The following is a 23,506-nucleotide window of genomic DNA, read 5'->3' as shown; positions in this document are numbered from 1 at the left end:
TTAGGAGGAGTTATAGATGGTTACAAGTGCAGATGTAAAAACAATTCTAAATTTTGTCGATGGATCATGGGAAGGGTCCAAAAGTTCAGAGGTGGAAGAAAGTATAAATCCAGCCAATTTCAATGAAATAGTCGCATATGTTCAAAACTCTTCTAAGGAAGACCTTGATAAAGCGGTAGAATCAGCGGCGAGAGCACAAAAACAATGGAAGAAGCTTTCTGGTGCTGAACGAGGAAGCTATTTATTTAAAGTGGCGGATATTCTTGAAATGCGAATGGATGAAATTGCAGAAATGATGACTCGTGAAATGGGGAAAACGCTGCCTGAAGCAAAAGGTGAGACTGCGCGTGGTGTGGCAATATTAAGGTATTATGCCGGTGAAGGAATGCGAAAAGTTGGTGATGTCATTCCATCGTCTGATCCAAGCGCGTTTATGTTTACCACACGTTCACCTCTTGGTGTTATTGGTGTGATTACGCCATGGAACTTTCCAGTTGCCATTCCTATTTGGAAAATAGCACCTGCGCTTATTTATGGCAATACGGTTGTCTTTAAGCCGGCAACCGAAGCTGCAGCAACTGCAGCAAAAATCATTGAGTGCTTTTATGAAGCCAAGATTCCAAATGGAGTAATCAATTTTGTAACAGGTCAAGGCTCAGTCATTGGTCAAGGAATAGCTGACCATCCAAATATACAGGGAATTACCTTTACAGGCTCTGATGTAGTAGGTAAAGCAGTAGGTCAAGCAGCTTTAGCAAGAGGAACAAAATACCAGCTTGAAATGGGTGGTAAAAATCCGGTGATTGTTGCGGAAGACGCCGATTTAGATTTGGCAGTAGAAGCGACAATTAGCGGAGGTTTACGTTCAACTGGACAAAAGTGTACTGCAACTAGCCGTGTCATTGTCCATCGTAATGTTTATGAAGCATTTAAAGATAAGCTTGTATCAAAAGTTAAGCAGATTAAAGTTGGTAATGGATTAGATGCTGGAGTATGGATGGGACCAAGTGTAAGTGAACGGCAGTTAAATACTGTTTTACGCTATATAGAAAAAGGAAAGCAAGAGGGTGCCAAACTGCTTTTCGGAGGTAATCGTCTCTCAGATGAAGGGAGAGAAAATGGTTATTTTATTGAACCGACTATATTTGATGAAGTTGATAATCATATGACCGTTGCTCAAGAGGAAATCTTTGGACCGGTCCTTGCTTTAATCAAGGTAGACTCAATGGAAGCAGCCGTTAATATTGCGAATGATGTTAAATTTGGTTTAAGTGCGTCTATCTTTACTGCCAATATACAAAAAATGCTTAATTTTATCGAAAATATCGAGGCTGGCCTCGTTAGAATAAACGCTGAAAGTGCAGGAGTTGAATTGCAGGCTCCATTTGGAGGAATGAAGCAATCAAGCTCTCATTCGAGGGAACAAGGCCAAGCGGCTATTGAATTTTATACAGCCATTAAAACAGTCTTTGTAAAAGGCTCTTAATCAAATCTCATCTTTTGAGGAGCGGAGGGAAATCAATGCGATTGAAAGATAAAGTTGCCCTTATTACCGGGGCAGGCTCTGGTATTGGAAAAGAGACTGCTTTATTATTTGCTAAAGAGGGTGCGCGGATTATTGTTGTAGATATCAATGAATCTTCAGGTAATCAAACAGTTAAAGAAATTGAACAAATCCAAGGGGATTCCATGTTTATTAATGTGGATGTAACGGATGAAAACAGTGTAAACCAGATGGTGACAGAAATAAAAAATCACTATCAGACCCTCGATATTCTATTTAATAATGCAGGGATAAGCGGTATAGGTAAATTGCATGAATTAGATTTACAGTCATGGAAGAGAGTATTTGAGGTGAATGTTACTGGCGTATTCTTGGTTTCTCGGGCCGTCCTACCTTTCATGATGGGAAATAAAGGCGGATCTATTATCAACATGTCTTCCTGTATAGCTGAAATAGGCTTAGCCAATAGAGCGCCCTATGCTGCAAGTAAAGGAGCCATACTATCATTAACCAAATCAATGCAAGTCGATTACGCGCCCTATCACATTAGAGTAAATGCTCTAATGCCTGGAACAATCTACACTCCATTTGTTGAAGATTATTTGTCAAAGGAATCCGATCCTGAAGCAGCAATAGCTAAAATTAAGGAAAGGCAGCTAAGCGGTGATTTAGGTAAACCGATTGATGTTGCCCATGGTGCCTTGTATTTGGCAAGCGATGAATCAAAATTTATGATGGGGACGCCATTTATGATTGATGGCGGTGTAGTGAATGGGAAAAATAGTTAGTATGTTTTTCATTCCTAGTTTTAAGACTTTATGAAAATGGGGGATCTAATCATGAAATTATTAACATTTGAAGAGGATGGCCAATTAAAAGCAGGAGTAAAAACAGATCATGGTGTTTTACATGTTGAAAAAACAGCAGCTTTATTCAATGCAGAAGTTCCAAAAGAAATAAAAGAAATGATTAAAGATAATGTGAGATTGATTCCTTTGCTAGAATCATTAATTAAAAAAGCAGTTGAAGAGAATAAAGAGGAATTATTTTTGGAAGAAAATGATTTAATCTATGGACCAGCTGTCCCGAGTCCAGAGAAAATTATCTGTGTAGGGCTTAACTATAAAAAACATGCAGAGGAATCCAATATGCCTTTGCCTGATTATCCTATATTATTTAATAAGTATAATAATACGATTGCAGCTACTAATGAAGTCATTACTCTGCCATTCAACTCTAAAGAAAATGATTATGAAGCAGAACTTGCTATAGTCATTGGAAAGCAAGCAAAGAACGTTACAAAAGACGAAGCATTAGACTATGTATTTGGATACTGTAATTCTAATGATTTATCCTCCAGGGATTTGCAATTTCGCACACACCAATGGCTGTTAGGGAAAAGCTGTGACGGCTTTTGCCCAATTGGCCCATATATAGTAACAAGTAATGAAGTTGGAAATCCCAATCAGCTAACTATCAAGGCAACAGTAAATGAAGAAGTTCGTCAAAATTCAAATACATCAGATATGATATTTAAATGTGATGAAATTGTAAGCTATATATCAGAACATATGACGCTAAATCCCGGGGATATTATTTTAACAGGTACGCCTGAAGGAGTAGCATTTGGTTATCCTGAAAATCAAAGAGTTTATCTAAAGGATGGAGATCAAGTAACAATTGAAATTGAAAAGCTTGGCAAATTAACAAATATATTTAAAGAAGATTCACAGAAAATAAATGCAAGTGCACTAGACGGAAATCTTATAAATAATTAACGTTATTGTAATCTAGGAACTCCTATTGTAGAGGCTGTTGAACAAGTCTCTATGTGGGAGTTTTTTTATATAGGTTGCCTGTAATGGACGTGCTACTAAATTGAAAAAAGGAAGTGTAATAATTATATTTATGAGGTTCTGCTAATTCTCACAGAGTAAGTAAAATTACAGATTAATTGAAGCTGATAGGTGGCTAAAGTGAATGTATACGGTGCTTCTTTGTTGTGAATATTCGTTCTATAAATTTATTAGGGGGCAAAGTATGTTAAGTCAGTCTACGTACATAATGTCTCTAGTCCAGAACCTTATAGCGAAGAAGCTTCAGCATTTCCAAAAGAGTTACTAGAAGGTCAAACTGTGTAATTAGAATATGACATTGAAAAGTTAGATCCTTACGATAGAACCTCGCATATGTATATCTACAAGATGACCGTATGCTAAATGAAGAATTATTACGGGAAGGGCTTGCAAAAGTAGTTGTTTTTGAACCCAATAAGAAATATTTAGAACAGTTTAAGACCATTGAAAAAAAAGCAATCGCAGAAAAAATTGGTATGTAGAGTGTAAATCAAGGTAATAAAATATATAAATTTAGATTTCTGCTGCTTCCATTTTCGTCATCTTTAGACCTATGCTCTCATTCCCTATTAATCATATCACCATGATAAACGAATATTCTGACTAAGTTTCCCCCATCCTCCGGGTTTAAAGGGGCAGCAAACAAGGATTATTCTAATGCTGTTGCATTTGCAAAAGACCAAGTCGGAAAACCATACAGCTTAGCAGCAGCCAAAGACCAGAAAATCAAATATTATTGCTCTCTTTTAGTCTGGAAATCCTGGAACAGGCAAGGGTTTGATTTAGATGGAAATGGAGTGCTAGTTGTTACACCAGCTGACTTAGAAAAGGATTCTCAAACGATAGTCTACTAATTTTAAACATATTGCCGCTTTTAAGTGTCTTAAAGCTTAGAAGTGGCATTTTTCATGAGGAGAATATATGAAAAATATTCGGTGCAATAATATTTATTGTTATAATGGCTTTATATTTTTATCAATTAAATGATAAAACAAGGACAGGAAAAGCAATAATGAATTTTATTTACTCTCATCCTTTTGAAGAAAAAAGTTATATTATTTCTACAGAAGACGGTAAAGAATTTGCCAAAAACACTCTAAACGTCGGAGATTTACATGACATAGCAGACTATGAAAATAAGGAAAAAATAGAATTCACACCTACTTATACACCTAAATTATAAATTGAATAACAGTGGAACCCTCAAAAAAGAAGAATTAGCTAATCCGCTTACTTTCAATGGGGCCGGTATCGTTGGGATTTATCATAGAGAGTGTATGTGAAGTTCTCCCCATCAATGTAGAGCGGAAAATAGAAATGGAGGTGTGGCTGGCTTTTTCCGCAAAAGTTCTTGTCGATACAACACTTCATGAGCTGAGCAATAAAGTGTACAACGACATGCATCAAGGTTTAAAAAATGTCGTTCTTACCTTACAGCATTAGAACTTGCAAAAGACAATCTTGATCTATCGTCGTGTCCATTTGGAATTGAGAAACCGGGGACATAAAGTCAATCATAAAAAGGTTCAACGTATCATGAAGAAGTTAGGCCTCAAAGGGGATAAGTTCATAAGAAAATCACGTAAGTATGGTTCTTACAAAGGGACTGTGACTATTGCGAAGAACCGTATTAATCGCCGTTTTCACACAAATGTATGCCATCAAAAGTTAACTACTGATATTACAGAATTCAAGTGTTTAGACGGTGTAAAAAATTCATTCTGACCAAGGCTGGCATTATCAACATAATAAATGGTTAAAAACAATTAAGGAAAATAAAATATTCCAGAGTATGTCACGGAAAGGCAATTGTATAGATAATTCACCAGTGGAGAACTTTTTCGGTTTATTAAAACAAGAAATGTATCACGGCGAGGAACTATGCTCGTTTGAAGATTTAAAGAAGATGATTGAAGCATATATAGAGTATTATAATACCAAGCGTATAAAGCAAAAATTGGCAGGCATGAGTCCCGTTCAATACCGGATTCACACAAGCCAATTAGCTGCTTAATATTAAATTCTAACTTTTAGGGGTCACCTCAATAATTGGCTATCTTTGGGTGGTTAGTTGATTTGAAACTTATTTTATTATACCAACTTTTAAGCCTTATCTATCTCACTTGCTACTCCAAGTTCTCTATCTTTATTCTTACCAGTCAATAAACTCACAATAATTAATGTAAGTACAGAAAGGGGAAGTGCGAACAAAACACTGTTCCAGTCAAACGGTTTATCTAAGATAACTTCCCAAAATATTGTACCTGTTGCACCAACAAACATGGAACCTAGAATCCCAGCTTTTGTAGCTCTTTTCCACAGAATTGTAGCTAATATTGCAGGTGTAAGAGCAGCACCATACATGGTGTACGAATACATTTGAAGTTCCAAGACAGTTGGGAAGTACATTGCTAATGCATAAGCTAACACACCAAGTGCAATAACAGTATATCGGTTATATTTTAGTAATTTTTTATCACTAATATCTTTTTTACTATATCTTTTAAATAGATCGTAAATAATATTTCCAGAAGCGGATAACAAGTATGAAGTAGCAGTCGTAATGATAAATGCTACAGCTGCACATAGGATAATCACGCCTACTGGTATTGGTAATCCGTTAGTAGCTAAATGTAAGACTGCTGTATCGGGTGCGATATTTGGAAATAAGACGATTGCAGCAGTTGCAAAAATAATCGTTAATCCGATAACCGTAATGCTTCCGAAAAAGAATCCTATAGTAGATCTTCTAGCAACAGTTGGACTTTTCGCAGAAGCAAAGCGTTGGTACATATTTTGATCTCCCAATACTAGAAGGAATAATGGCAAGAAATAACCTAAAAGTTGAGGAATGCTAAGTCCACCATTCCATGACTTTTGAACTTCGGGTAGTGACGCTGCTAAACCTGAAAATCCATCAACTGTATTTAAAATAAATGGAAGTCCGAGTAGAAAGCCACCTACGATCAATAGTGCGCTTATCGCATCTGTATAAGCTACGGAAAATAATCCTCCACTAACTGTTAAAAATATTACTAAAACGCCTATAATTATGGCTCCTGTTTCTACAGGTAGCCCTGTTGTTATCTGTAAAACATACGCTCCACCAGTGAATTGGTATGCAGTAATTCCTATAAAGGCAAAAAGAATTATAATGGAAGAAACCAGTCTTGCTACGTTACCAAATCTTTTTTCAATAATTTCAGGTACTGTATAAGCTTCGCCTTGTCTTATTCTTCCTGCTAAGAAGTATAAGACAATTGTTCCGACGATTCCGCCAGACAGGTTGAAAATCGCTGCAAAAGGACCATATTGATAAATGAAACTGGCTCCTCCAACTATTGTACCTGAACCAGTAAAAGTAGCTAAAAGTGTACCAGCCACTACCCAGAGTGGTAGCGACCTTCCAGCAGCCATAAAGTCTTCGTTATCACTAATGGATTTTCTACTAAAATATACCCCTATCAATGCCATAGCTAATAAGTAGACACCAACAGCAACTAAATATCCAGTCATAAGTTTCCACCTTTTCACATGATGATGTTGTTGTTAAAAAATGAGAGAATCCAAATCTCTTGGGTATTCAGTAACTAAGTGGGAACCATATTTTGTCAACACTACTGTATCTGAATGACGGAATCCTCCAACGCCAGGAATATAAATACCTGGTTCAACACAAAATACCATTCCTTCCTGAAGTACAAGGTCATTATCATATCGTAGGGAAGGTTGTTCGTGTAAACCAATCCCGATTCCGTGTCCTGTACGGTGGAGACTATACTGTTCCATTCCTGCTTTTTTAAATACTTTTCTGGCAACCTCATTTACTTCTTTCGCTGTTACGCCAGCCTTTATAAAGTCTAAAGCAGTTAATTGGGCTTCTTGAGCAAGTTTGAAAGCATCCTTTTGTTTTTCGTTTGGATTTCCAATGAAGAATGTTCTTTCACACTCTGCTCGGTATCCATTTAATCCAACTTGTCTACTATGAATCGCGACGTCATTTGTTTCAAAATTTCTCGTGTTTGAAAAGGCATGAGGTAAAATACTTCTTTCCAATCCTGAAGGTGTCATAACGAAGAAATCAAGCATCGAATTCGGATGTTTTTGTGATACTTCCGTAAATAAAGCTTTATTCCCGAATTGGTCAAATTCCATTTCTGTTATTCCAGCCTTTGCATTTTCCAGAGATTTTGCGAGTGCTGAGCTAACTAATCTACCAGATTCGGTAATTAAATCAATTTCATCTTGATCTTTTATGAATCTCATTTCTTCAATTTGCTTTTCAATATTTACCAATTCAAATCCTGCATCTCTTAAAATATTCCCGATTAAAACTGGCATCGATGAAAATTCAACACCAACCTTAGAATTTTTTGGATACTTAGAAATGACAGACTGTAAGTGTTCAATGTGAGAAGCTCCATTTCCGTCCTCCACAAGCGTTTCATGGTATACATAAAGTTTATCTGCATTCGATGTTTCACTTGCATGTGTTTCTTCTAAGGATGGAACGATTAAATTAATATTATTATTATCAACCATTAATACGATCGGTCTAGAATAAATAATAGCTTTAAAACCAGTAAAATAAAATTGGTTTTCAAAATTATTAATGATAGTGAAGTCTACTTCTTGATCTGACATGATGCTTCTTAATTGATTTATTCTTTTTGCTGTATTCATTTATATATTCTCCTTCTATTAATTGATTTATTAATAAGTAAAATCTAATAATCTTCCTTTAATAGATCTATAACTTGTTTAAACACTAGCTCCTTTCAGTTAAAGAGTAAGGGTTGGTAACGCGTTATCATTATTTGGGAAGTAAGCAATGTATAGCGTTATTCCGTAATTGAAACGCTCCTTCAAATTCTTTGGATGATTAAATTTTAGATTTTTTTAAAGTTTATATGATTCTGATAATTAATTCATTAGTTCCCAGAGACAAAAATAAGTCTAGCTTTTGTCTCTGGGAATAATTTCATAATTTGTTTTGCGGGGAATTCATGCATTTACATTTAGGTTTCTAAAATTCTATATAATCTTAGAGCAGATGAGAAGAGTAAAAATGTTTCTGGATCTTCAAAATTTATATCTTTATATAATTCTTTTGTTTTATTTATCCTGTACTTCACTGTGTTTTTATGAATGTATAGATCTTCAGCACTTTTCTTTAAGCTGAAGAAGTTATCTAGATATACAGATAATGTAATTAGTAATTCAGAATTAGATGTAGCATCATGTTCTATTAATGGCTGAAGCAAGTTTAAGGCAGCGCTTTTTAGAATGTCATTTTGATGCAGCGCATAGAGGAATTTATCGTAACCGAGATCTGTCCAGTAATTAATTTTTTTCCCTTTTGTTCCGCCAATTTTCACTCCAAGTTGTGCTTGTTCATATTTTTCTAATATACTCTCTGCTGTGGTATTTTTAGATTTGTCACTTACACCAATAATTATATCTTCAAATAGTTCACTAATTCTATTTAATAAATGCGTAGGTATATCATTATTGACTACACAAATGATCTGGCTGTTGAACACCCAAATAAGGGAGTGAGGATTCCATTTACTAATTTTTTGATGAATGTATTCAAAGGATTTATGTAGATTAGAAGTATCATCAAAATCGATTAAATAAATTAAATTTACGTCTTTCATATAAAGTGATAAATCAAAGAAATCTCTAGTTTTCTTCTTCGATGGTGATTCGAGTATTGATTCGATAATCTTCATATCATTATTTTTTAAATATTTTTCCATTGTATTTCGTTTAATAGAGTCTAATAGCAATGCAGTTTTACCATGATTTATTAAAGATTCATCCGAAACTGAAAAATCATTATTACAGCCAATAAGGAGCACTCCATAAAAATTCATATTATCCATTATTGGTATCACTCGAAATGAAAAGATAGAACGATTTCCCGAACTTGAACGATACTCAAAAATTGATTCTTCTGAAGAAAAGGCTTTTTGCTCCGCAGTTAACTTTTGTGCAATATTTTGTATTTCCTCTTTATCAAAATCATTGTCTGTCCAGAGAGATTTCAGTTGAAGCAGTTTGTCTAAATGGATAATTTGTTGATTCAAATGTTTCCCCAATATTGAAACGATATACTGCGACCCCCTATCTAAAGCAACGGATCGTAGCATTTTTATATTTATCTGTTCCAAATGTACACGTTTATTATTTGTATCTTCTACTAGTAATTGGAAATAGACTTGCATGATTTGCTGATACGAAACTTCCTCAGGTATTAAAAATAATGGCAAATTATTAGCATTTGAAAACAGGATGACTTCTTCAGGTATTTTCTTAATAAATACACTATGAATTCCGACCGAATGAATTTCTTTCGATAATAACCATTGCAAATGTTCAATGATTTTCTGTGAATCAGAAAACGAGGCAAATGTTGTCAATAATACACCATGCTTTTTGATCCTATCGCTTTTCAATGCAAATTCTTGAATATTAATATATTCTATATTTTTGTCACTTCCATTCTGACCGGATATAAGTTTTACATTAATATTTTCTAATCTTTTTAGTAAATATTTAACCGTGATTATTTTTTTCACCCCGTTTATGTTGAAATGTAGATTTTTTATCAACTATATAGTCAGTAAAAGATAAATTAGAGTATAATGCCATAAAAACTAGTCACTCTCAAGTATTATACTATTGATTTTGATATGGGAAGTTAGAGACAAATTCCGAATGCCATTTTTTACTAATTAAACCTTATAACTTAAGTTTCGCACCTTGAAAACCAATAAAAATGTAGCTTGGGGTCCTGCTGCATGCCTATCAAGCTAACAACGGAAAAAAATTAAATGGGATTGATATCGTATCCCTTCCCATAACTGATATCGAAAATGAATGGAATATCGGAATTATTCTTGGTAAGAATTCATATCAATCATTTGCATTAAAACAGTTTGTTAACACTGTGAGAGAAGTGTACCTTGGTAGTTAAAGTTCGTTAAAGGGAGCATGGTTTTGCACAGAAGCCCGTTCCCGTCTCCTCCGCCTCCAGTTAGCGCTTCCGTTTCCTTTTGGATCGAGGCCCCAGGGCCCATGTTCCAAGGGGACATTTTGGGAGGTCAATTAATAATCTAACCAAAATAAAGGATTGACAAAGGTAGTACACCTTTGTCAATCCTTTTAATAGTCCTTGATAAAAAACTAACGGACATAGTTATTAAATTGTAATACCCATTTACTAGAACCACGAGTTAAATCAACTCTGGAAACATTCCCTACATGCGTAGTATCTGCTACTAAATCAACCGGAACCCATGTAGTAGATACGTTATAACTCCAGTGTTTGAAGAAGGATAATTAAATGCACTATTTTGAGTAACGGCAGAACCATTGCTACACCTTCTACCAGTAGCCCCCCAATTTCCATTGGCTGTTTGTTTGTAAATAACACGTTTGAGTCTACACTTTTTATGTTATAGCATTCTGTTAATTCGTCTTTATGTAAATCACCTTCAGACGATGCACTTACAGTAGTAACTAAAGCAGTTGATAAGAATAATGCTGAAACAATAGCTAATAATAATTAGGTTAATTGAGAACATACACAAGAGGCTGGGACAAATGTATTTCAGCCAACGAAAAAACCGAACTATCATGCGGGAAATTCTGATTTAGAGTTTCGTAATAGATCGGTCTATTTATTTACATGCTTTATTTTCAGTGTTAGGAATGGTTCATTTAGTTATGTCCTAGCTCATTTAAACACATAAAGCTTCTGAACAAAATAATTCGAAATGGAATAAATGCCTGTACCAATGAGTATTGCTGCGTTTTTTCCATTAATAGGTAGACTGCTAAAGAATTGGTTGTACTGAGTGGTGAGCAGATGACTGACTGAAAAGGAAAATAAATAACAAACAAGAATGGCTGCAATAAATCGGATGCCACTTTTTTTGGAGCTTGCGTTGCTTTGGAAAGTAAAGCTGCGGTTTAAATAAAAGCTAAGGAATGCACCGGCACTATTTCCAAAAAAAGTGGATATCCGATAAGAAAATCCTGCAGCATTCATGAGTAAGAGCATGATGGAGAGCCCAGCTGCGGTATTCACTAGACCAACCATTAAAAAGCGGATAAATGAATTAGTTCGTTTCTGGAAGATTTCTAAAATGAGCGTTAGCGTGTTCATCATATTTTCCTTCATCATTGATTAAGTGGTGGGGGATTGGCATGCTTAAGGTATCGATATCAATGATATATTTTGGTCTTCATTTAGACTCCTTATATATTTTTCCGATATACTCACCGATTAAGCCAATCGCAATGAGCTGCAAACCGCCAATTAGCCAAATTGATGCGATGAGTGATGTCCAGCCCAATTCAGTTCTTCCGGAAAACTTAAGACTGAGAAAGTAAACGCCAAACATAATACTGATAAAAAACGTTAAAAACCCAATTAATACAACAAGGCGGATGGGTGTGACGGAGAATGAGGTAATGCCTTCAAGAGAGAACGCGAGCATTTTATTTATCGGATACTTTGTTTCACCGGCAAGCCGTTCTTTGCGATCATAATAGACATTGGCAGATTTAAAGCCGATGAGTGGCACAATTCCTCTTAAAAACATATTGATTTCGCTAAAATGCTTTAATTCGTGAACCGCCCTTTTGCTCATAAGTCGAAAATCAGCGTGATTATATATAAGGTCTGTCCCCATTATTTTCATAAGCTTGTAAAATGCCTGGGCAGTGCTGCGTTTAAAAAATGTGTCACTGTCGCGTTTTTTTCTCACTCCGTATACTATCTCATTGCCCTCGTGATATTTCATGATAAATTCCTTCATAACGTGTATATCGTCTTGTAAGTCTGCATCAATGGAGATGAGGCAATCAGACGTTTCTACAGCTGTGAAAAGTCCGGCAAGAAGCGCGTTTTGGTGTCCTGCGTTTCGTGATAGCTTTAATCCCCGTATATGCCGATGATTTAAACTGTATTTATAAATGATTGTCCATGTGTCATCCTTGCTGCCGTCATCAATAAATAAAACTTTGCTTTTTTCCGATACTAATTCTTCGACGATAAGCTGAGTTAAAAATTGATTGAGCTGTTTCATCGTCTCCGGCAGAACCTCCTGTTCGTTAAAACAAGGAACGACGATTGTCAGCACAGGATTTTCCATTTAATTTGCCCCCCTGACTCTTATGTTGCTTTATAAAGGTAGATTTTCCATATAGAGCTTTTTGATTCAAAAACTTTTTCTAAAATCAGCTTATTTTCAGAAGCGTTGTCAATCGGGACGGATGAAAAAATGTACTTGCCGCCCATATCTTTAAAGGCGTCAATATTAAGTTCAAGATCTTGAATTCTTTTTTTAGATTTTTTCTTGAACATATAATGCTTGCCGAGTTCGTCAGTAAATAAATAGCAACGTCCGCCCCATTCGTCAAAATAGATGCGGATTCGTTTGTTTTTTTCTAGTTCCTTCTCAATAATTTTTCTGAATTGCTGTTTATAACTGATAGGATAGAAATTGTTATAGGTATCTAAAGTATAGAAGCCATTATACTGTGCAATGGCCGGATGAAGCCCAATACTTGCTACTCTATAATCTGTTTGGGGAAGTGCTATATAGTTCTTTATTTTAGTAAACTGTTCAACCGCATAAAATTGTTTAACCGTTGGTTTATCATGAAAGATAATTTCCTCATTAAAAAAAGACACAACGAAAACCTGTGCGATTGCCAAGGCAATTGCTGCTTTTCTCCACGCCCGACCTTGGTAAAAAAGAATCTTCAAGGATACTGCGAAGAGCACATAAATGATTAGCGGTCTGAGAAAATGATATCTGGCAAAATTGAAGGTGTCCAAAAAATGAAAGCGTTCTGTCAAAGGCAGCCAACCTTTGTAAAACCAAAATGCATACCAAGCTGATAAAGCAAAATTCAAAATGAATAAAAATATAAATACCTTTTCTCGAACCCATTGTTTATTTTTTATAACAATGAATAAAGCGATAAGCATGACAGGCAGGATGACTAGCGTATGCACCGTCATCACATGTGTATGGCCTAAAGCAAAATTTTTGAATGTAAGCTTGAATGAATGCCAAAAGGTGAGCCGTGCATGAAAGTAGTCGTCCCTGCTATTTGGCACATGGTCAAATAAAAAAGAGTAGACAAGCCGATATTCTGTAATTCCATAAACAAGCGTCATGTAGACGATTGAAAACAGAAAACGCCAATTCCATCCCTTTCCTCTAATTACATCCGTGAGCCAAAAAAATCCCATGGCAGTTAAGAAAAAGAAAAATCCAAGAACAATACTCGAATAGAAGGGGAGAAGCGTTAACACAAGGTAATCTTTCCATGATATCCTTCCATTGCGAATATTTAAGAATGCCCACAAGGCGAGTGGCATGCCGAGCGTGCTTAACATACCCGACGGCCAAAATGGTGTAAAGGAAAATGCCAAGGCGATACATACATTAATTGCAAGCCATTTTTCTTCACGTAAAAAATGATCTTTCAACAGCAAATACATGCCGATAAATGCAAAAATCCTTGTAATCGTTTGACTGAGTGCATAGGCAATCATTGTTGGAAAAAACGCATGCAGCCAAACAATTAAGCTTAGTTCCGTCCCAAAGGCATTCCGCGATAGGTTTCCATTCATAACTTGAGGTATAGTGGCATCAACCGGACCTGTCATTTGGCCGCTTTCAGCCAATACTTTATACCATGCTAGATTCGAATCTAAATTGTCATGTACACGAATATGCGCATTCTCTCCTAAAATAAACAAGGGGGAGACAAAAACAGCCAATAAAATAAAGGCAAAAAAAATAAGTCTTTTTTCTTTTGTTATCTTCACACGCAACATTTACACCTCAATAAATAAATGAAGTTATTTTCAAGTTATTTATAAGGTGCTCTTCTTAAAGGATAATATTCTGTTGTACTGCCCAATTTTCGGGATAGGCTTTTTTATCCATAGGTATAAATTTGCCTAGATTAGTTTAGCTGTATGCTGTTCTATTAGGGGAGAAGAGATGGAGGCTTGCGGGGAGTATGCTCTAAGTTAGAAATCGAAAAAATGGGTGGAAAATCGAAAGAAAAGCCGGATTCAGAAGTTGCTCCGGCTATCCATAAAGGAATATATTTTGACTCCAGCCGTTTTTGGGCGTTCAAGAGGAATTTCCCGCGAGAAGGCATTCTGCATTCCAGCTTATTGATGACTTGTGAACTACGAAAGTTTGCTTTTTGCAGGGTCCTTTTGCTTTAAAGAGACCAGATTCGAAAAATGGCGCTTATTTAAGGTATTTTACATTTTAGCAATCGTTTTAAATCCGTCAGGGTTATATTTATGCCACTTCCATGCATCATTTATTATCTGACGGAGTGACGATTTTTTTGGTAGCCAAAGAAGTTCCTTTTGTGCTTTTTCAGCAGCTGCTACTAAACAAACCGGATCTCCTGCTCTTTTAGGCGCTATTGATATTGGAATATTGGCATGAGTGACTTTTTCAGCTTCTGCAATCACTTCTTTCACTGAATACCCCGAACCATTGCCTAAATTAAAAACATTGCTTTCGCCGCCATTTCGCAAATAGGTTAGGGCTAGCAGATGAGCCTCGGCTAAGTCTTCCACATGAATGTAGTCACGGATGCATGTTCCGTCACTAGTTGGATAATCTTCACCGTAAATATACATCTTTTTTCTTCTGCCTAGTGCGGTTTGCAATACAATGGGGATTAGATGCGTTTCAATTGCATGGTCTTCGCCAATTTCACCACTGCTCTTTGCTCCAGCTGCGTTGAAATAGCGCAGAGAGATGTATTTGCTTTTCGATGATGCTGCCCACCATGTAATCATTCTTTCCATCGCAAGCTTTGTCTCTCCATAAGGGTTTAATGGAGCAAGCGGAGCGGTTTCTGGAATAGGTGCTTTTCCGGCATTCCCATATACAGCCGCAGAAGAAGAAAAAATCAAATATTTAGTATGAGAGCTTTCCATCGTCTTTAATAAGTTCATTGTTCCATATACATTATTTTCATAGTATTGCATTGGATTTTTCACAGATTCATTAACAGTTGATTGAGCAGCAAAATGGAATACTGCCTCAATTCGCTTGTTTGAAAAAACAGCATTTAAATCCTCAAGAGAGCGGATATCTCCTACATAAAGTGTCGCTTCCTCATGAACAGCCTCTCTGTGACCGGTAAGCAAGTTGTCTAAAACGATTACTTCATAGCCTTTATTTATTAGCAGATCCACTGTATGTGATCCAATATAGCCTGCTCCTCCAATAACTAAAACCGTCATATCCATCACTCCTATCCTGACAGTTTTATATGCTAGGAAATCATGAAATATTCAGACAGGATTCGAGTGGGAATTTCGTAAATCAATTAAATGAAGTTTGAATCTCATGCCTCCAAGTTCAAGAACTAGGGGTTTGTTTTTATATCATAGAGAGACATTGTTTTTTTAGAATATGTTTGACTAAATTTTCAGAATAATATATATTTTAATATATAATATTATCGATAATCTTATTTTAAATAATGAAAGGAGTGAAATCCCATTACATCAACGAAGAAAACAACAGCAATTATCATTGCAGAAGAAATTTCAAATAGGATTGGCAAAAGAATATTGAACCCAGGTGAACGTCTTGTCGAATCAGCAATTGCAGAGGAGTTTAACACGAGTCATTCTCCTGTGAGGGAAGCGCTGCTAATGCTGGAAAGGGATCGGCTGGTACAAAGAATTCCTTATCAAGGTGTGGTAGTTCGGCGATTTTCAAAGTCGGATATTCATGAACTGTATGATGTCATTTATCGCTTGGAAGAAATCGCAATGGAAAAAGCGATGGTGAACGTAACTGCAGAAGCTATTGCAAATCTTGAGAATGTTATCCAAGCGCAAGAGCAGGCAGTCGAAGAGAAGAATATTGAAGTTTACTATGATTTAAATGAAAAGTTTCATAGCTTCATATTTTTAATCGCCAGTAACAAAGTTTTGAGTGAAATGTATTCATCGTTAAGGAGGTCTGCTCGTCCGTTTAGAATGATATCCATGGCACAGGGAGATAATTTACAATCTTCTCTAGCTGAACATAAGAAACAGGCAAAAGCCTTAATGGAAAAGGATATGACATCTGGAAAGCGGGCCATCCATGAACAGGAGATTCGTTCAATCGCCTCGTTGGATATTTTATTTCCGGAATGATGATGAGAAAAGGGTCGAGTGACAAAGGAGCTGAATCAATGAAAAAGGTTGGTTTTATTGGTGTCGGTAAAATGGGAAGGTACATGGCAGAAAATTTGTTGGACTCAGGGTATGAATTAACTGTGTACGATTCAAATTCAGAGGCAGCCAAACCGCTCAGCGAAAGGGGAGCGGTGGTTGCTGCCTCTATACAGGAGCTAGGTATGCAGCATGAAGTGGTGATTACGATGGTACCTAATTCTTCGATTGTTGAGTCGGTGGTATTAGGCGATGGTGGTTTGCTTCATTCGATGAAAACAGGCGGGACAATTATCGATATGAGCAGCGCCTATGTGCTTAGTACGAAAGAGCTTGCTCAAAAGGGGAGGGCTTCAGGCATCACCTTGATAGATGCCCCTGTTTCTGGCGGTGTGAAAGGGGCAAAAGAAGGGTCGCTGACAATTATGGTGGGAGCTGATAAGGAAGAGGATTTTTTGAAAGCGATTCCTATATTAAGGGTTATGGGAAAAAAAGTAAATCATGTCGGTTCAACGGGCTCAGGGCATGCGCTGAAAGCGATTAACAATTACCTGTCTGCCACGTCTTTATATGCGACAACCGAGGCGATGATGTTAATAAAAAAACTGGGAATTGATCAAAAGGTAGCACTAGAGATAATTAATAGCAGTTCAGGACAAAGCTTTTCTACACATTACAAGTTCCCTTCGTTTATTTTGCCAAGAAGCTTTAACTCGGGCTTTTCACTGGATTTATTGCTTAAAGACGTAGGGATGGTTACGAATATAGCGAAGGATATGAAGGTCCCTGTGCTTTTAGCTTCCCTTGTTGAACAAATTTATGAAGGCGCCAGCATAAGTGGGAACCTTGAACAAGATCACACCGAGATAATAAAGTTCTTAGAAAGAATTTCAAATGACAGACTTCAAAGTAAGGAGGCTTTCACGTGAGAATGATCTCATAAATTAGGCATTCCTAGAGCACGATATAAAGGGTTCTAAACGAAGAGTTGACAGGTATCGTTGTTCAAATCGCATAAATTGAGTGAAAGCAGAGTCTATTTTTTTTAGTAAAGAAAGAAACCAGTTTTTCCGAGAATCGCGCAAAAAGTGGTATCAAAACGCAAAAGCGTCGCTCATTCCATAAAGAATCCACCCTGCACTTTTCATATAAGTGAGAGGAGAATAATGATGAATAAAGAAAAGTTTGAAAGAGGTTTAGAAATCAGAAAAAGTGTACTAGGTTCAGAGTATGTGAACAAATCCATTCAAAATGCAGATGATTTTAATATGCCCATGCAGGAGCTGGTTACTGAATACTGCTGGGGCGAGGTGTGGGCTAGGCCTGGTTTGCCAAGAAAAACAAGAAGTATAATTAATCTGGCTATGATTACTGCTTTAAATAGACCTCATGAGTTAAAGCTTCATGTAAGAGGTGCAATTAATAATGGATTGACTAAGGAGGAGATTCAGGAAGTATTTTTACAGACGGCCATATATTGCGGTGTCCCTGCTGCAATTGACAGTTTTAGAATGGCTAAAGAGGTTTTTGATGAAATGGAGAATGTATAAAAAGGATAAATTTGATAAGCCAGCTCCTTATAGCTGGCTTATCGGTTGATAATGGAAGTTTTCCAGTTACAAACTAACTCATTGAAACACTGCGCTTTTCAACAACCTTTCCTTCATAAGCAGCATGATAAATAGTATAGATATCTTCTTCATGAAGCGGCATCGGGCTGCGAGCAAGTAAACGAGTTTGCTTGATAGCATCCTTAGTTAATGAAGTAAGTGCATTTTCCCCAATATCAAACCCTTTTAGTGAAGAAGGAATTCCGACATCTTCAACTAATCGCTTTAACTCATCGACACATCGATAAGCTGCTTCCTCTTGAGAAAGGTTAGTCGAACTGAATCCCATTGCATCGTAAATATCCTTCATGCACTTTTCGCAGTCTTGGCGAATATAGCCCATTACATATGGGAGCAAGACGGCATTAGAATCACCATGAGCAATATGGAATTGGCCGCCTAGTGGATATGCTAATGCATGAACACCTGCAACACCTGCATTGAAGAAAGCAAGGCCTGCTAAGTAGCTTCCATAGCTTAAGTCGATGCGTGCCTGTTTATCGTTACCGTTGGAAACGGCTGTGCGAATGGATTGGCTGATTAGGCGAATTGCTTGCAGTGCCAGTGCATCTGTTACTGGGCTGGCATTTTTGGAAACATAGCCTTCAATGGCATGTGTAAGTGCATCAACCCCTGTAGCTGCAGTTACTTTAGGCGGCAGGGACATCGTTAATGCCGGGTCAACAATTGCAACGTCAGCTAGTAAAAAATCATGAGTGACTACGTCTTTTGTTGTTTCGAGCGATAGTACAGAAATATTCGTGACTTCTGATCCTGTTCCGGATGTAGTTGGGATGAGAATTTTTGGCAAGCCTTTTTTAGTAATTTGTCTCGTGCCTGTTAAGTTTAAATAGTCGGCAACGTCGCCTTCATGGGCGGCGATTGTACCTGCCAGCTTCGTAAGGTCGAGCGCACTGCCGCCGCCGACACCAATGACCATATCGAATTGGTGGTCGCGTGTGTAGGCAACGAGCTTTTCTCCAACTACGAGAGGAGGCTCCGGCACGACTTCAGTGTATACATCTGTTGCATATCCTGCTTCCTTCAGCGGTGCTGTCACTTTATCGGTCAAACCAATGTCTTGTAAAAATGGGTCAGTGATGACGAGAATTTTATTGACATTAAAGCGGTTTACTTCCTCTACTAGATGGGAAAGTGAATCCCAGCCTGTATAGCTGATCGGTGCAAATGTGAGTTTTTCAGACATATTGATCACTCCTAGTTATTATTCCAGACAATTAATTTCGTTTCGGTCATTTCTTGGATGGCGTATTTTAATCCTTCTTTACCCGTTCCGCTTTCTTTCACGCCGCCGTATGGCATTTGGTCCACTCGATAGGTTGGGATATCGTTAATCATGACGCCGCCTACTTCAAGCTGTTCCGATGCCTTGAATGCTGTTTTGATATCATTCGTGAAAATTCCTGCCTGCAGGCCATAGGAGGAATCATTGATTGCTGTGATCCCATCATCAATCGAAGAAATCCGGTTCACAATGACGATAGGGGCAAATACTTCCTGGCATGAAACTTTGGCAGCCGCGTCGACATTCGTTAAAATGGTTGGCATGAAAATGCCGTTTTCTATCTTTCCGCCAGTAATCACTTCAGCGCCTTTTTCAACGGCTTCCTCTACCCAATTAAGTGCACGGACCTGTTCAGCCGGATGGATCATCGCAGATAAATCAGTTGCCTCGTCCATTGGACTGCCAACAACTAACTTTATCGTTGCCTCTTTGAAAGCTGAAATAAATTCATCATATAAATCTTCCATTACATAGGCTCTCTGTAGTGAAATGCACACTTGGCCTTGATTTGAGAAGGCTCCCATAACGCATTTTGGGATAATTTCCTCTAAATCTACATTTCTATCAATCAATAAACCAGCGTTAGAGCCCAGTTCGAGTGCGACCTTCTTTAATCCGGCTTTGTTTCTGATGCCGATGCCGACTGCAGGGCTGCCTGTGAAGGTAATCATTTTTACAAGATCGCTGTTTACTAGCGCATCTCCTACCGTTTTCCCGCTGCCGGTGACGACATTGAAAGCGCCCTTCGGCAGTGCTGTTTGATCCAATAATTCTGCTAAAAATAACGCAGAAAGCGGTGTCTGTGAAGCTGGCTTTAAGACGATGGGGTTGCCGGCAGCGATCGCCGGCCCTACTTTATGTGCAACCAGATTTTGCGGGAAGTTAAACGGTGTGATCGCACCGATCACGCCAACTGGCTGTTCAATTGTATAACCGAAGCGATTTGTGCCATTTTTAGCCGCGTCCATCGGGATCATTTCACCAGTATGGCGCTTTGCTTCTTCGGCTGCAAATTTATATGTTTCAATCGTGCGGTCAATCTCACCAAGCGCATATTTCAATGGCTTTGCTGATTCCAATGAGATGATTTCAGCAGCCTTTTGCCTGTTTTCGATAAATAATTGTGTAAGCTGTTCAAGAATGGCTGCACGTTCATAAGCTGTTAACTGCGCCATCGCTTCTTTCGTGCGATACGCCACAGAAATGGCTTGATTCACTTCTTCCTCAGTTGCTTGCGGAATTTGTGCAATGACTTCTTTTGTATACGGGGAGAGGAGGTCAGCGAAGTTCGCTGTATCCTTCCATTCTCCATTGACATATAGTTGTTTCTTCATCAAATCACCTTTTTCTCTTGATTTTCATCGTGAGTGTCTGCGTCTTTTGTGAATGTATCATCTACTTCACCTTTAAAGAAGTCTTTTCCATAAATAAGGAAGCAAAGGATGATACCGACGGCAAATCCCCAGGCAGCGCCTTTTATGGAAAGGACAGCCCCAATAATGCCTGCGATGCCTAAATCACGTTGACTTCTTGCTTCTAAAATACCTACTTTTACACTGACATATCCTTGCACCAGCATTGTTAGCGCCATTGCTACACCTAAAATCGGCTCGACTAAACTAACAATAGGTAATAGGAATAAACCAGTATTGGTGCCCCAACGGAATGAGCCGACACCGCCAAAGAATGAATCCATCGCTTTACGGCCTTTTTTAAACCGTTCAACCATGACTACTTGCATAGCAGACCATAATGGACCAGCCATTGTCACATCGGGACCGATGACGCTCATTGCACTATTGCGCATTCCGAAAATTAAGTGTGCGCGGCTAGGGCTATACTCAACTTTTTCATCAGGACGTGAGGCTGCGCCTTCTTCAACTAACGCTTTCGTTTGCAGTACATCACCGAATAGAACAATATAGGCTGCTAATACAGTAGGCAATCCTGTAAGGAACATCATTAAAGGCGGAAAGCCTAAACCGAAAATTGTGTATTCATTCCATAAAGTAATGAAATCGGGGGATGAAAAGCCCCATTCAATTTTTGGCCAGGCTGCCTCGCCAAAGAGCGGTGCGATAAAAACAGCTAACAGAATGACTGGAAAAACACCTAATTTGGCAATGGTGCCCAAAAAGCGGTTGCGATTTTGAAAAGTGGCAAAATGCTTTGAAAATAATAGATAGAAACCAAGGCCAATTGCAATCGTTATCGTCCAAGGGAAAGCTTCGAATCTTCCGCCAATTTGGAAGACAGAAATAACCGCGGCAAACCCTGCGCCAAGAATAACTCCTGATTTTAATGCAGAAGGAATCAAGCGCACAACCTTTGAAGCTAAACCGGTTGCTCCTAATACTAAAGATAGTATCCCGAGCGTCATTTGAAAGGCAATTAAAGCGTGAACCCGCTCAGGCCCTTCAGGGAATTGCTGGCAATAAAGCATAATCAATGGAATTGCAGGTGTAATCCAGCCCGGTACCGCTGGATCACCAAGTAAATGATGCAATAAATAAAAAAGTCCGTTTAATACAACAATCGCTAATGCGACCTCAAAAGGCATCCCTAACAGCTCGATTAAAATGGGAATGGCAGATAAATCAACGGCACACATTAGTAACCCTTGGACATAATCAGGCCATTCAAAACGATAATGAATAAAAGGTATACGAATTTTAAAGGGTCCAGCTGGTATGTATGGAGATTCTTCTCCATATTGACGATTCTTCCATTTCATGAACAATGCTCCTCCTAATTGTGAGTGTAAACCCTTACAAGTTTAAATTTTGAAAAAATAACCTTTAAATGAATACGTAACCATTTTACGAGTTTTATAACCTCGTGAAGATTTTAATCATTCACGAGGCGAGAGAATGGGGTAAACTTTTTAATGGTTACGTATTCATTTTGTGGTAATAAAAAATTACTGAAATGCCTTTGTTGTATTTCTATTGAATACTTTAACAGATTCAGTGATTTTTACGCAACTATTTTTTTTATTTTCAATCATTTCGATTAATTCACGAATCGCCAAATAGCCTAAATTTTGCTCAGAAATACTGCCGATAGTAGTCAGTTGAATCAAGCTGTGGCTGGTTATATCAACATTATCAATCCCAATTACACTTAAATCATTTGGCACCGATAAATTTGCTTTAGACGCATCATCAATTAAATTCATTGCAATCGAATCTGTTGCTGCACAAAAAGCAGTAGGGGGTTGTCTTAATGTCAACATTTCATTAAATGCTTTAGTGATGTCCTGCTTGGATGTGTCAGTTTGAATCACATAGTCTTCTGATAATGGATGCTTATAGTCCTTCATTGCTTGCAAAAAACCATCATAACGATTGTTGAATGTGCTGACAGTTAACGGGCCGCCTATCCAGGCAATTTCCTTATGGCCAAGTTCAATCATATGCTTGGCAGACATATAACCAGCTTCAAAATTATCAATCTCAACAAAGTGTTTATTCATTTTATGCTTACGGTTGTAAGTAATGAAAGGCAAATCCATTCGTTCAAACTTCTCAAAAATCGGATCATCAATCAAAATACAAGACATAATAATGCCGTCTACTTTATTTTCAACCGCTGATGCATAGGCTTCATTCAGCTTTTGATCATTCACAAACTGAACATTCACCCGATACCCTTTATCATTGGCATATTTCACAATCGCCTGTGTCGTATCAACAAAAAAAGGATTGTGCAATGGTCCTGATAAAAGCGCAATCGTATTCGTTTTATTTTGCACAAGCGACCTCGCATGCCCATTTGGGATATAGTTTAGCTCATCAATGGAAGCCATTACTTTATCTACGGTAGGCTTTTTTACGAGATGTGGTGTATTCAATACACGCGAAACAGTCGTTTGCGAAACGCCGGCATGTTTTGCAACATCTTTAGATGATACCAATGGCTTCTTCCTCCTTGCGTTATGGATTTCGTTCATTGTGGGTATTATTTATTTTACCAGAAATAGCTAAGAGGGAG

The 23,506-nt window shown here is 37.7% G+C and carries 20 protein-coding genes and 4 pseudogenes; 12 read left to right on the top strand and 12 right to left on the bottom strand.

Translation table 11 applies throughout. From position 1 onward, the window contains the following. Positions 1–16: 16 nt before the first annotated feature. From gucD to CWS20_RS29430, 9 genes and pseudogenes are all read left to right on the top strand, one after another. Complete coding sequence (gene gucD, locus CWS20_RS14010) at positions 17–1,486, top strand: alpha-ketoglutaric semialdehyde dehydrogenase GucD (protein WP_066189436.1); 1,470 nt, start codon at positions 17–19, stop codon at positions 1,484–1,486. A gap of 35 nt (positions 1,487–1,521) precedes the next feature. Beyond that, positions 1,522–2,292 carry an SDR family NAD(P)-dependent oxidoreductase gene (locus tag CWS20_RS14005; protein WP_066189439.1) on the top strand — a complete coding sequence of 257 codons (771 nt, stop codon included), beginning with the start codon at positions 1,522–1,524 and terminating at the stop codon, positions 2,290–2,292. Between the two features lie 51 nt (positions 2,293–2,343). Next, a complete protein-coding gene (locus tag CWS20_RS14000; protein ID WP_066189442.1) occupies positions 2,344–3,282 on the top strand; it encodes a fumarylacetoacetate hydrolase family protein in 939 nt (312 codons plus the stop codon). 416 nt (positions 3,283–3,698) lie between these two features. After that, positions 3,699–3,842: pseudogene (locus CWS20_RS13995) on the top strand (thermonuclease family protein); the annotation flags it as partial. Positions 3,843–3,956: 114 nt separating this feature from the next. Beyond that, on the top strand, positions 3,957–4,214 hold the full coding sequence (locus CWS20_RS29310; RefSeq protein WP_142385387.1) for a YiiX/YebB-like N1pC/P60 family cysteine hydrolase: 258 nt from the start codon (positions 3,957–3,959) through the stop codon (positions 4,212–4,214). Positions 4,215–4,372: 158 nt separating this feature from the next. Further along, positions 4,373–4,543 carry a hypothetical protein gene (locus CWS20_RS28025; RefSeq protein ID WP_157090475.1) on the top strand — a complete coding sequence of 57 codons (171 nt, stop codon included), beginning with the start codon at positions 4,373–4,375 and terminating at the stop codon, positions 4,541–4,543. A 71-nt stretch (positions 4,544–4,614) separates the two neighbouring features. Next, positions 4,615–4,803 carry a TetR family transcriptional regulator C-terminal domain-containing protein gene (locus CWS20_RS13990; protein ID WP_066189445.1) on the top strand — a complete coding sequence of 63 codons (189 nt, stop codon included), beginning with the start codon at positions 4,615–4,617 and terminating at the stop codon, positions 4,801–4,803. Between the two features lie 30 nt (positions 4,804–4,833). Next, positions 4,834–5,049, top strand: a pseudogene (locus CWS20_RS29435) (IS3 family transposase); the annotation flags it as partial. A 25-nt stretch (positions 5,050–5,074) separates the two neighbouring features. After that, positions 5,075–5,374 (top strand): annotated as a pseudogene (locus CWS20_RS29430) (transposase); the annotation flags it as partial. An 89-nt stretch (positions 5,375–5,463) separates the two neighbouring features. Here the strand turns inward: CWS20_RS29430 and CWS20_RS13975 are convergent. The 8 genes and pseudogenes from CWS20_RS13975 to CWS20_RS28335 all read right to left on the bottom strand — a co-directional run bounded on the left by CWS20_RS13975 (position 5,464) and on the right by CWS20_RS28335 (position 16,056). Then, positions 5,464–6,894, bottom strand: coding sequence for a sodium:solute symporter family protein (locus CWS20_RS13975; protein WP_241504188.1), 1,431 nt, complete (start codon positions 6,892–6,894; stop codon positions 5,464–5,466). Between the two features lie 15 nt (positions 6,895–6,909). After that, positions 6,910–8,043 carry a M24 family metallopeptidase gene (locus CWS20_RS13970; RefSeq protein ID WP_066189451.1) on the bottom strand — a complete coding sequence of 378 codons (1,134 nt, stop codon included), beginning with the start codon at positions 8,041–8,043 and terminating at the stop codon, positions 6,910–6,912. A gap of 335 nt (positions 8,044–8,378) precedes the next feature. Continuing rightward, positions 8,379–9,944, bottom strand: a complete 1,566-nt coding sequence (locus CWS20_RS13965; protein ID WP_066189457.1) for a helix-turn-helix domain-containing protein — start codon at positions 9,942–9,944, stop codon at positions 8,379–8,381. A 1,160-nt stretch (positions 9,945–11,104) separates the two neighbouring features. Continuing rightward, positions 11,105–11,539: a GtrA family protein gene (locus CWS20_RS13960; RefSeq protein WP_241504186.1), complete on the bottom strand. Its 435-nt coding sequence runs from the start codon at positions 11,537–11,539 to the stop codon at positions 11,105–11,107. A 79-nt stretch (positions 11,540–11,618) separates the two neighbouring features. After that, a pseudogene (locus CWS20_RS13955) lies at positions 11,619–12,527 on the bottom strand (glycosyltransferase family 2 protein); the annotation flags it as partial. Between the two features lie 20 nt (positions 12,528–12,547). Further along, positions 12,548–14,227 (bottom strand): DUF6044 family protein, encoded by a 1,680-nt coding sequence (locus tag CWS20_RS13950; RefSeq protein ID WP_066189464.1) that lies wholly within the window; start codon positions 14,225–14,227, stop codon positions 12,548–12,550. A gap of 441 nt (positions 14,228–14,668) precedes the next feature. Beyond that, entirely contained in the window at positions 14,669–15,670 is a 1,002-nt protein-coding gene (gene galE, locus CWS20_RS13940) for a UDP-glucose 4-epimerase GalE (protein WP_066189471.1), read from the bottom strand. Positions 15,671–15,900: 230 nt separating this feature from the next. Beyond that, positions 15,901–16,056 carry a hypothetical protein gene (locus CWS20_RS28335; protein WP_157090476.1) on the bottom strand — a complete coding sequence of 52 codons (156 nt, stop codon included), beginning with the start codon at positions 16,054–16,056 and terminating at the stop codon, positions 15,901–15,903. Here CWS20_RS28335 and CWS20_RS13935 point away from each other — a divergent pair. The 3 genes from CWS20_RS13935 (at position 16,004) to pcaC (ending at position 18,147) form a co-directional block, all read left to right on the top strand. After that, positions 16,004–16,579, top strand: coding sequence for a GntR family transcriptional regulator (locus CWS20_RS13935; protein ID WP_083957124.1), 576 nt, complete (start codon positions 16,004–16,006; stop codon positions 16,577–16,579). The genes CWS20_RS28335 and CWS20_RS13935 overlap by 53 nt on opposite strands. Before the next feature lie 38 nt (positions 16,580–16,617). Next, positions 16,618–17,526, top strand: a complete 909-nt coding sequence (locus CWS20_RS13930; protein WP_066189474.1) for an NAD(P)-dependent oxidoreductase — start codon at positions 16,618–16,620, stop codon at positions 17,524–17,526. Between the two features lie 237 nt (positions 17,527–17,763). Further along, a complete protein-coding gene (gene pcaC, locus CWS20_RS13925) occupies positions 17,764–18,147 on the top strand; it encodes a 4-carboxymuconolactone decarboxylase (RefSeq protein ID WP_241504185.1) in 384 nt (127 codons plus the stop codon). 73 nt (positions 18,148–18,220) lie between these two features. On the opposite strand, the gene CWS20_RS13920 is transcribed toward pcaC, so the two are convergent. The 4 genes from CWS20_RS13920 to CWS20_RS13905 form a co-directional block, all read right to left on the bottom strand. After that, complete coding sequence (locus tag CWS20_RS13920; protein WP_066189480.1) at positions 18,221–19,414, bottom strand: iron-containing alcohol dehydrogenase; 1,194 nt, start codon at positions 19,412–19,414, stop codon at positions 18,221–18,223. Positions 19,415–19,425: 11 nt separating this feature from the next. Beyond that, positions 19,426–20,847 carry an aldehyde dehydrogenase family protein gene (locus tag CWS20_RS13915; RefSeq protein ID WP_066189483.1) on the bottom strand — a complete coding sequence of 474 codons (1,422 nt, stop codon included), beginning with the start codon at positions 20,845–20,847 and terminating at the stop codon, positions 19,426–19,428. Next, positions 20,847–22,247, bottom strand: coding sequence for a hypothetical protein (locus CWS20_RS13910; protein ID WP_066189486.1), 1,401 nt, complete (start codon positions 22,245–22,247; stop codon positions 20,847–20,849). Before CWS20_RS13910 ends, CWS20_RS13915 begins: the two co-directional genes overlap by 1 nt. Positions 22,248–22,433: 186 nt before the next feature. Next, a complete protein-coding gene (locus tag CWS20_RS13905) occupies positions 22,434–23,429 on the bottom strand; it encodes a LacI family DNA-binding transcriptional regulator (protein ID WP_066189490.1) in 996 nt (331 codons plus the stop codon). Between the last annotated feature and the right edge of the window lie 77 nt (positions 23,430–23,506).

Source organism: Cytobacillus horneckiae (assembly GCF_002835735.1).
Classification (GTDB): domain Bacteria; phylum Bacillota; class Bacilli; order Bacillales; family Cytobacillaceae; genus Cytobacillus; species Cytobacillus horneckiae.
Note: the sequence above shows the minus strand (reverse complement) of the source record. Positions and strands in the feature narration are given on the sequence as shown.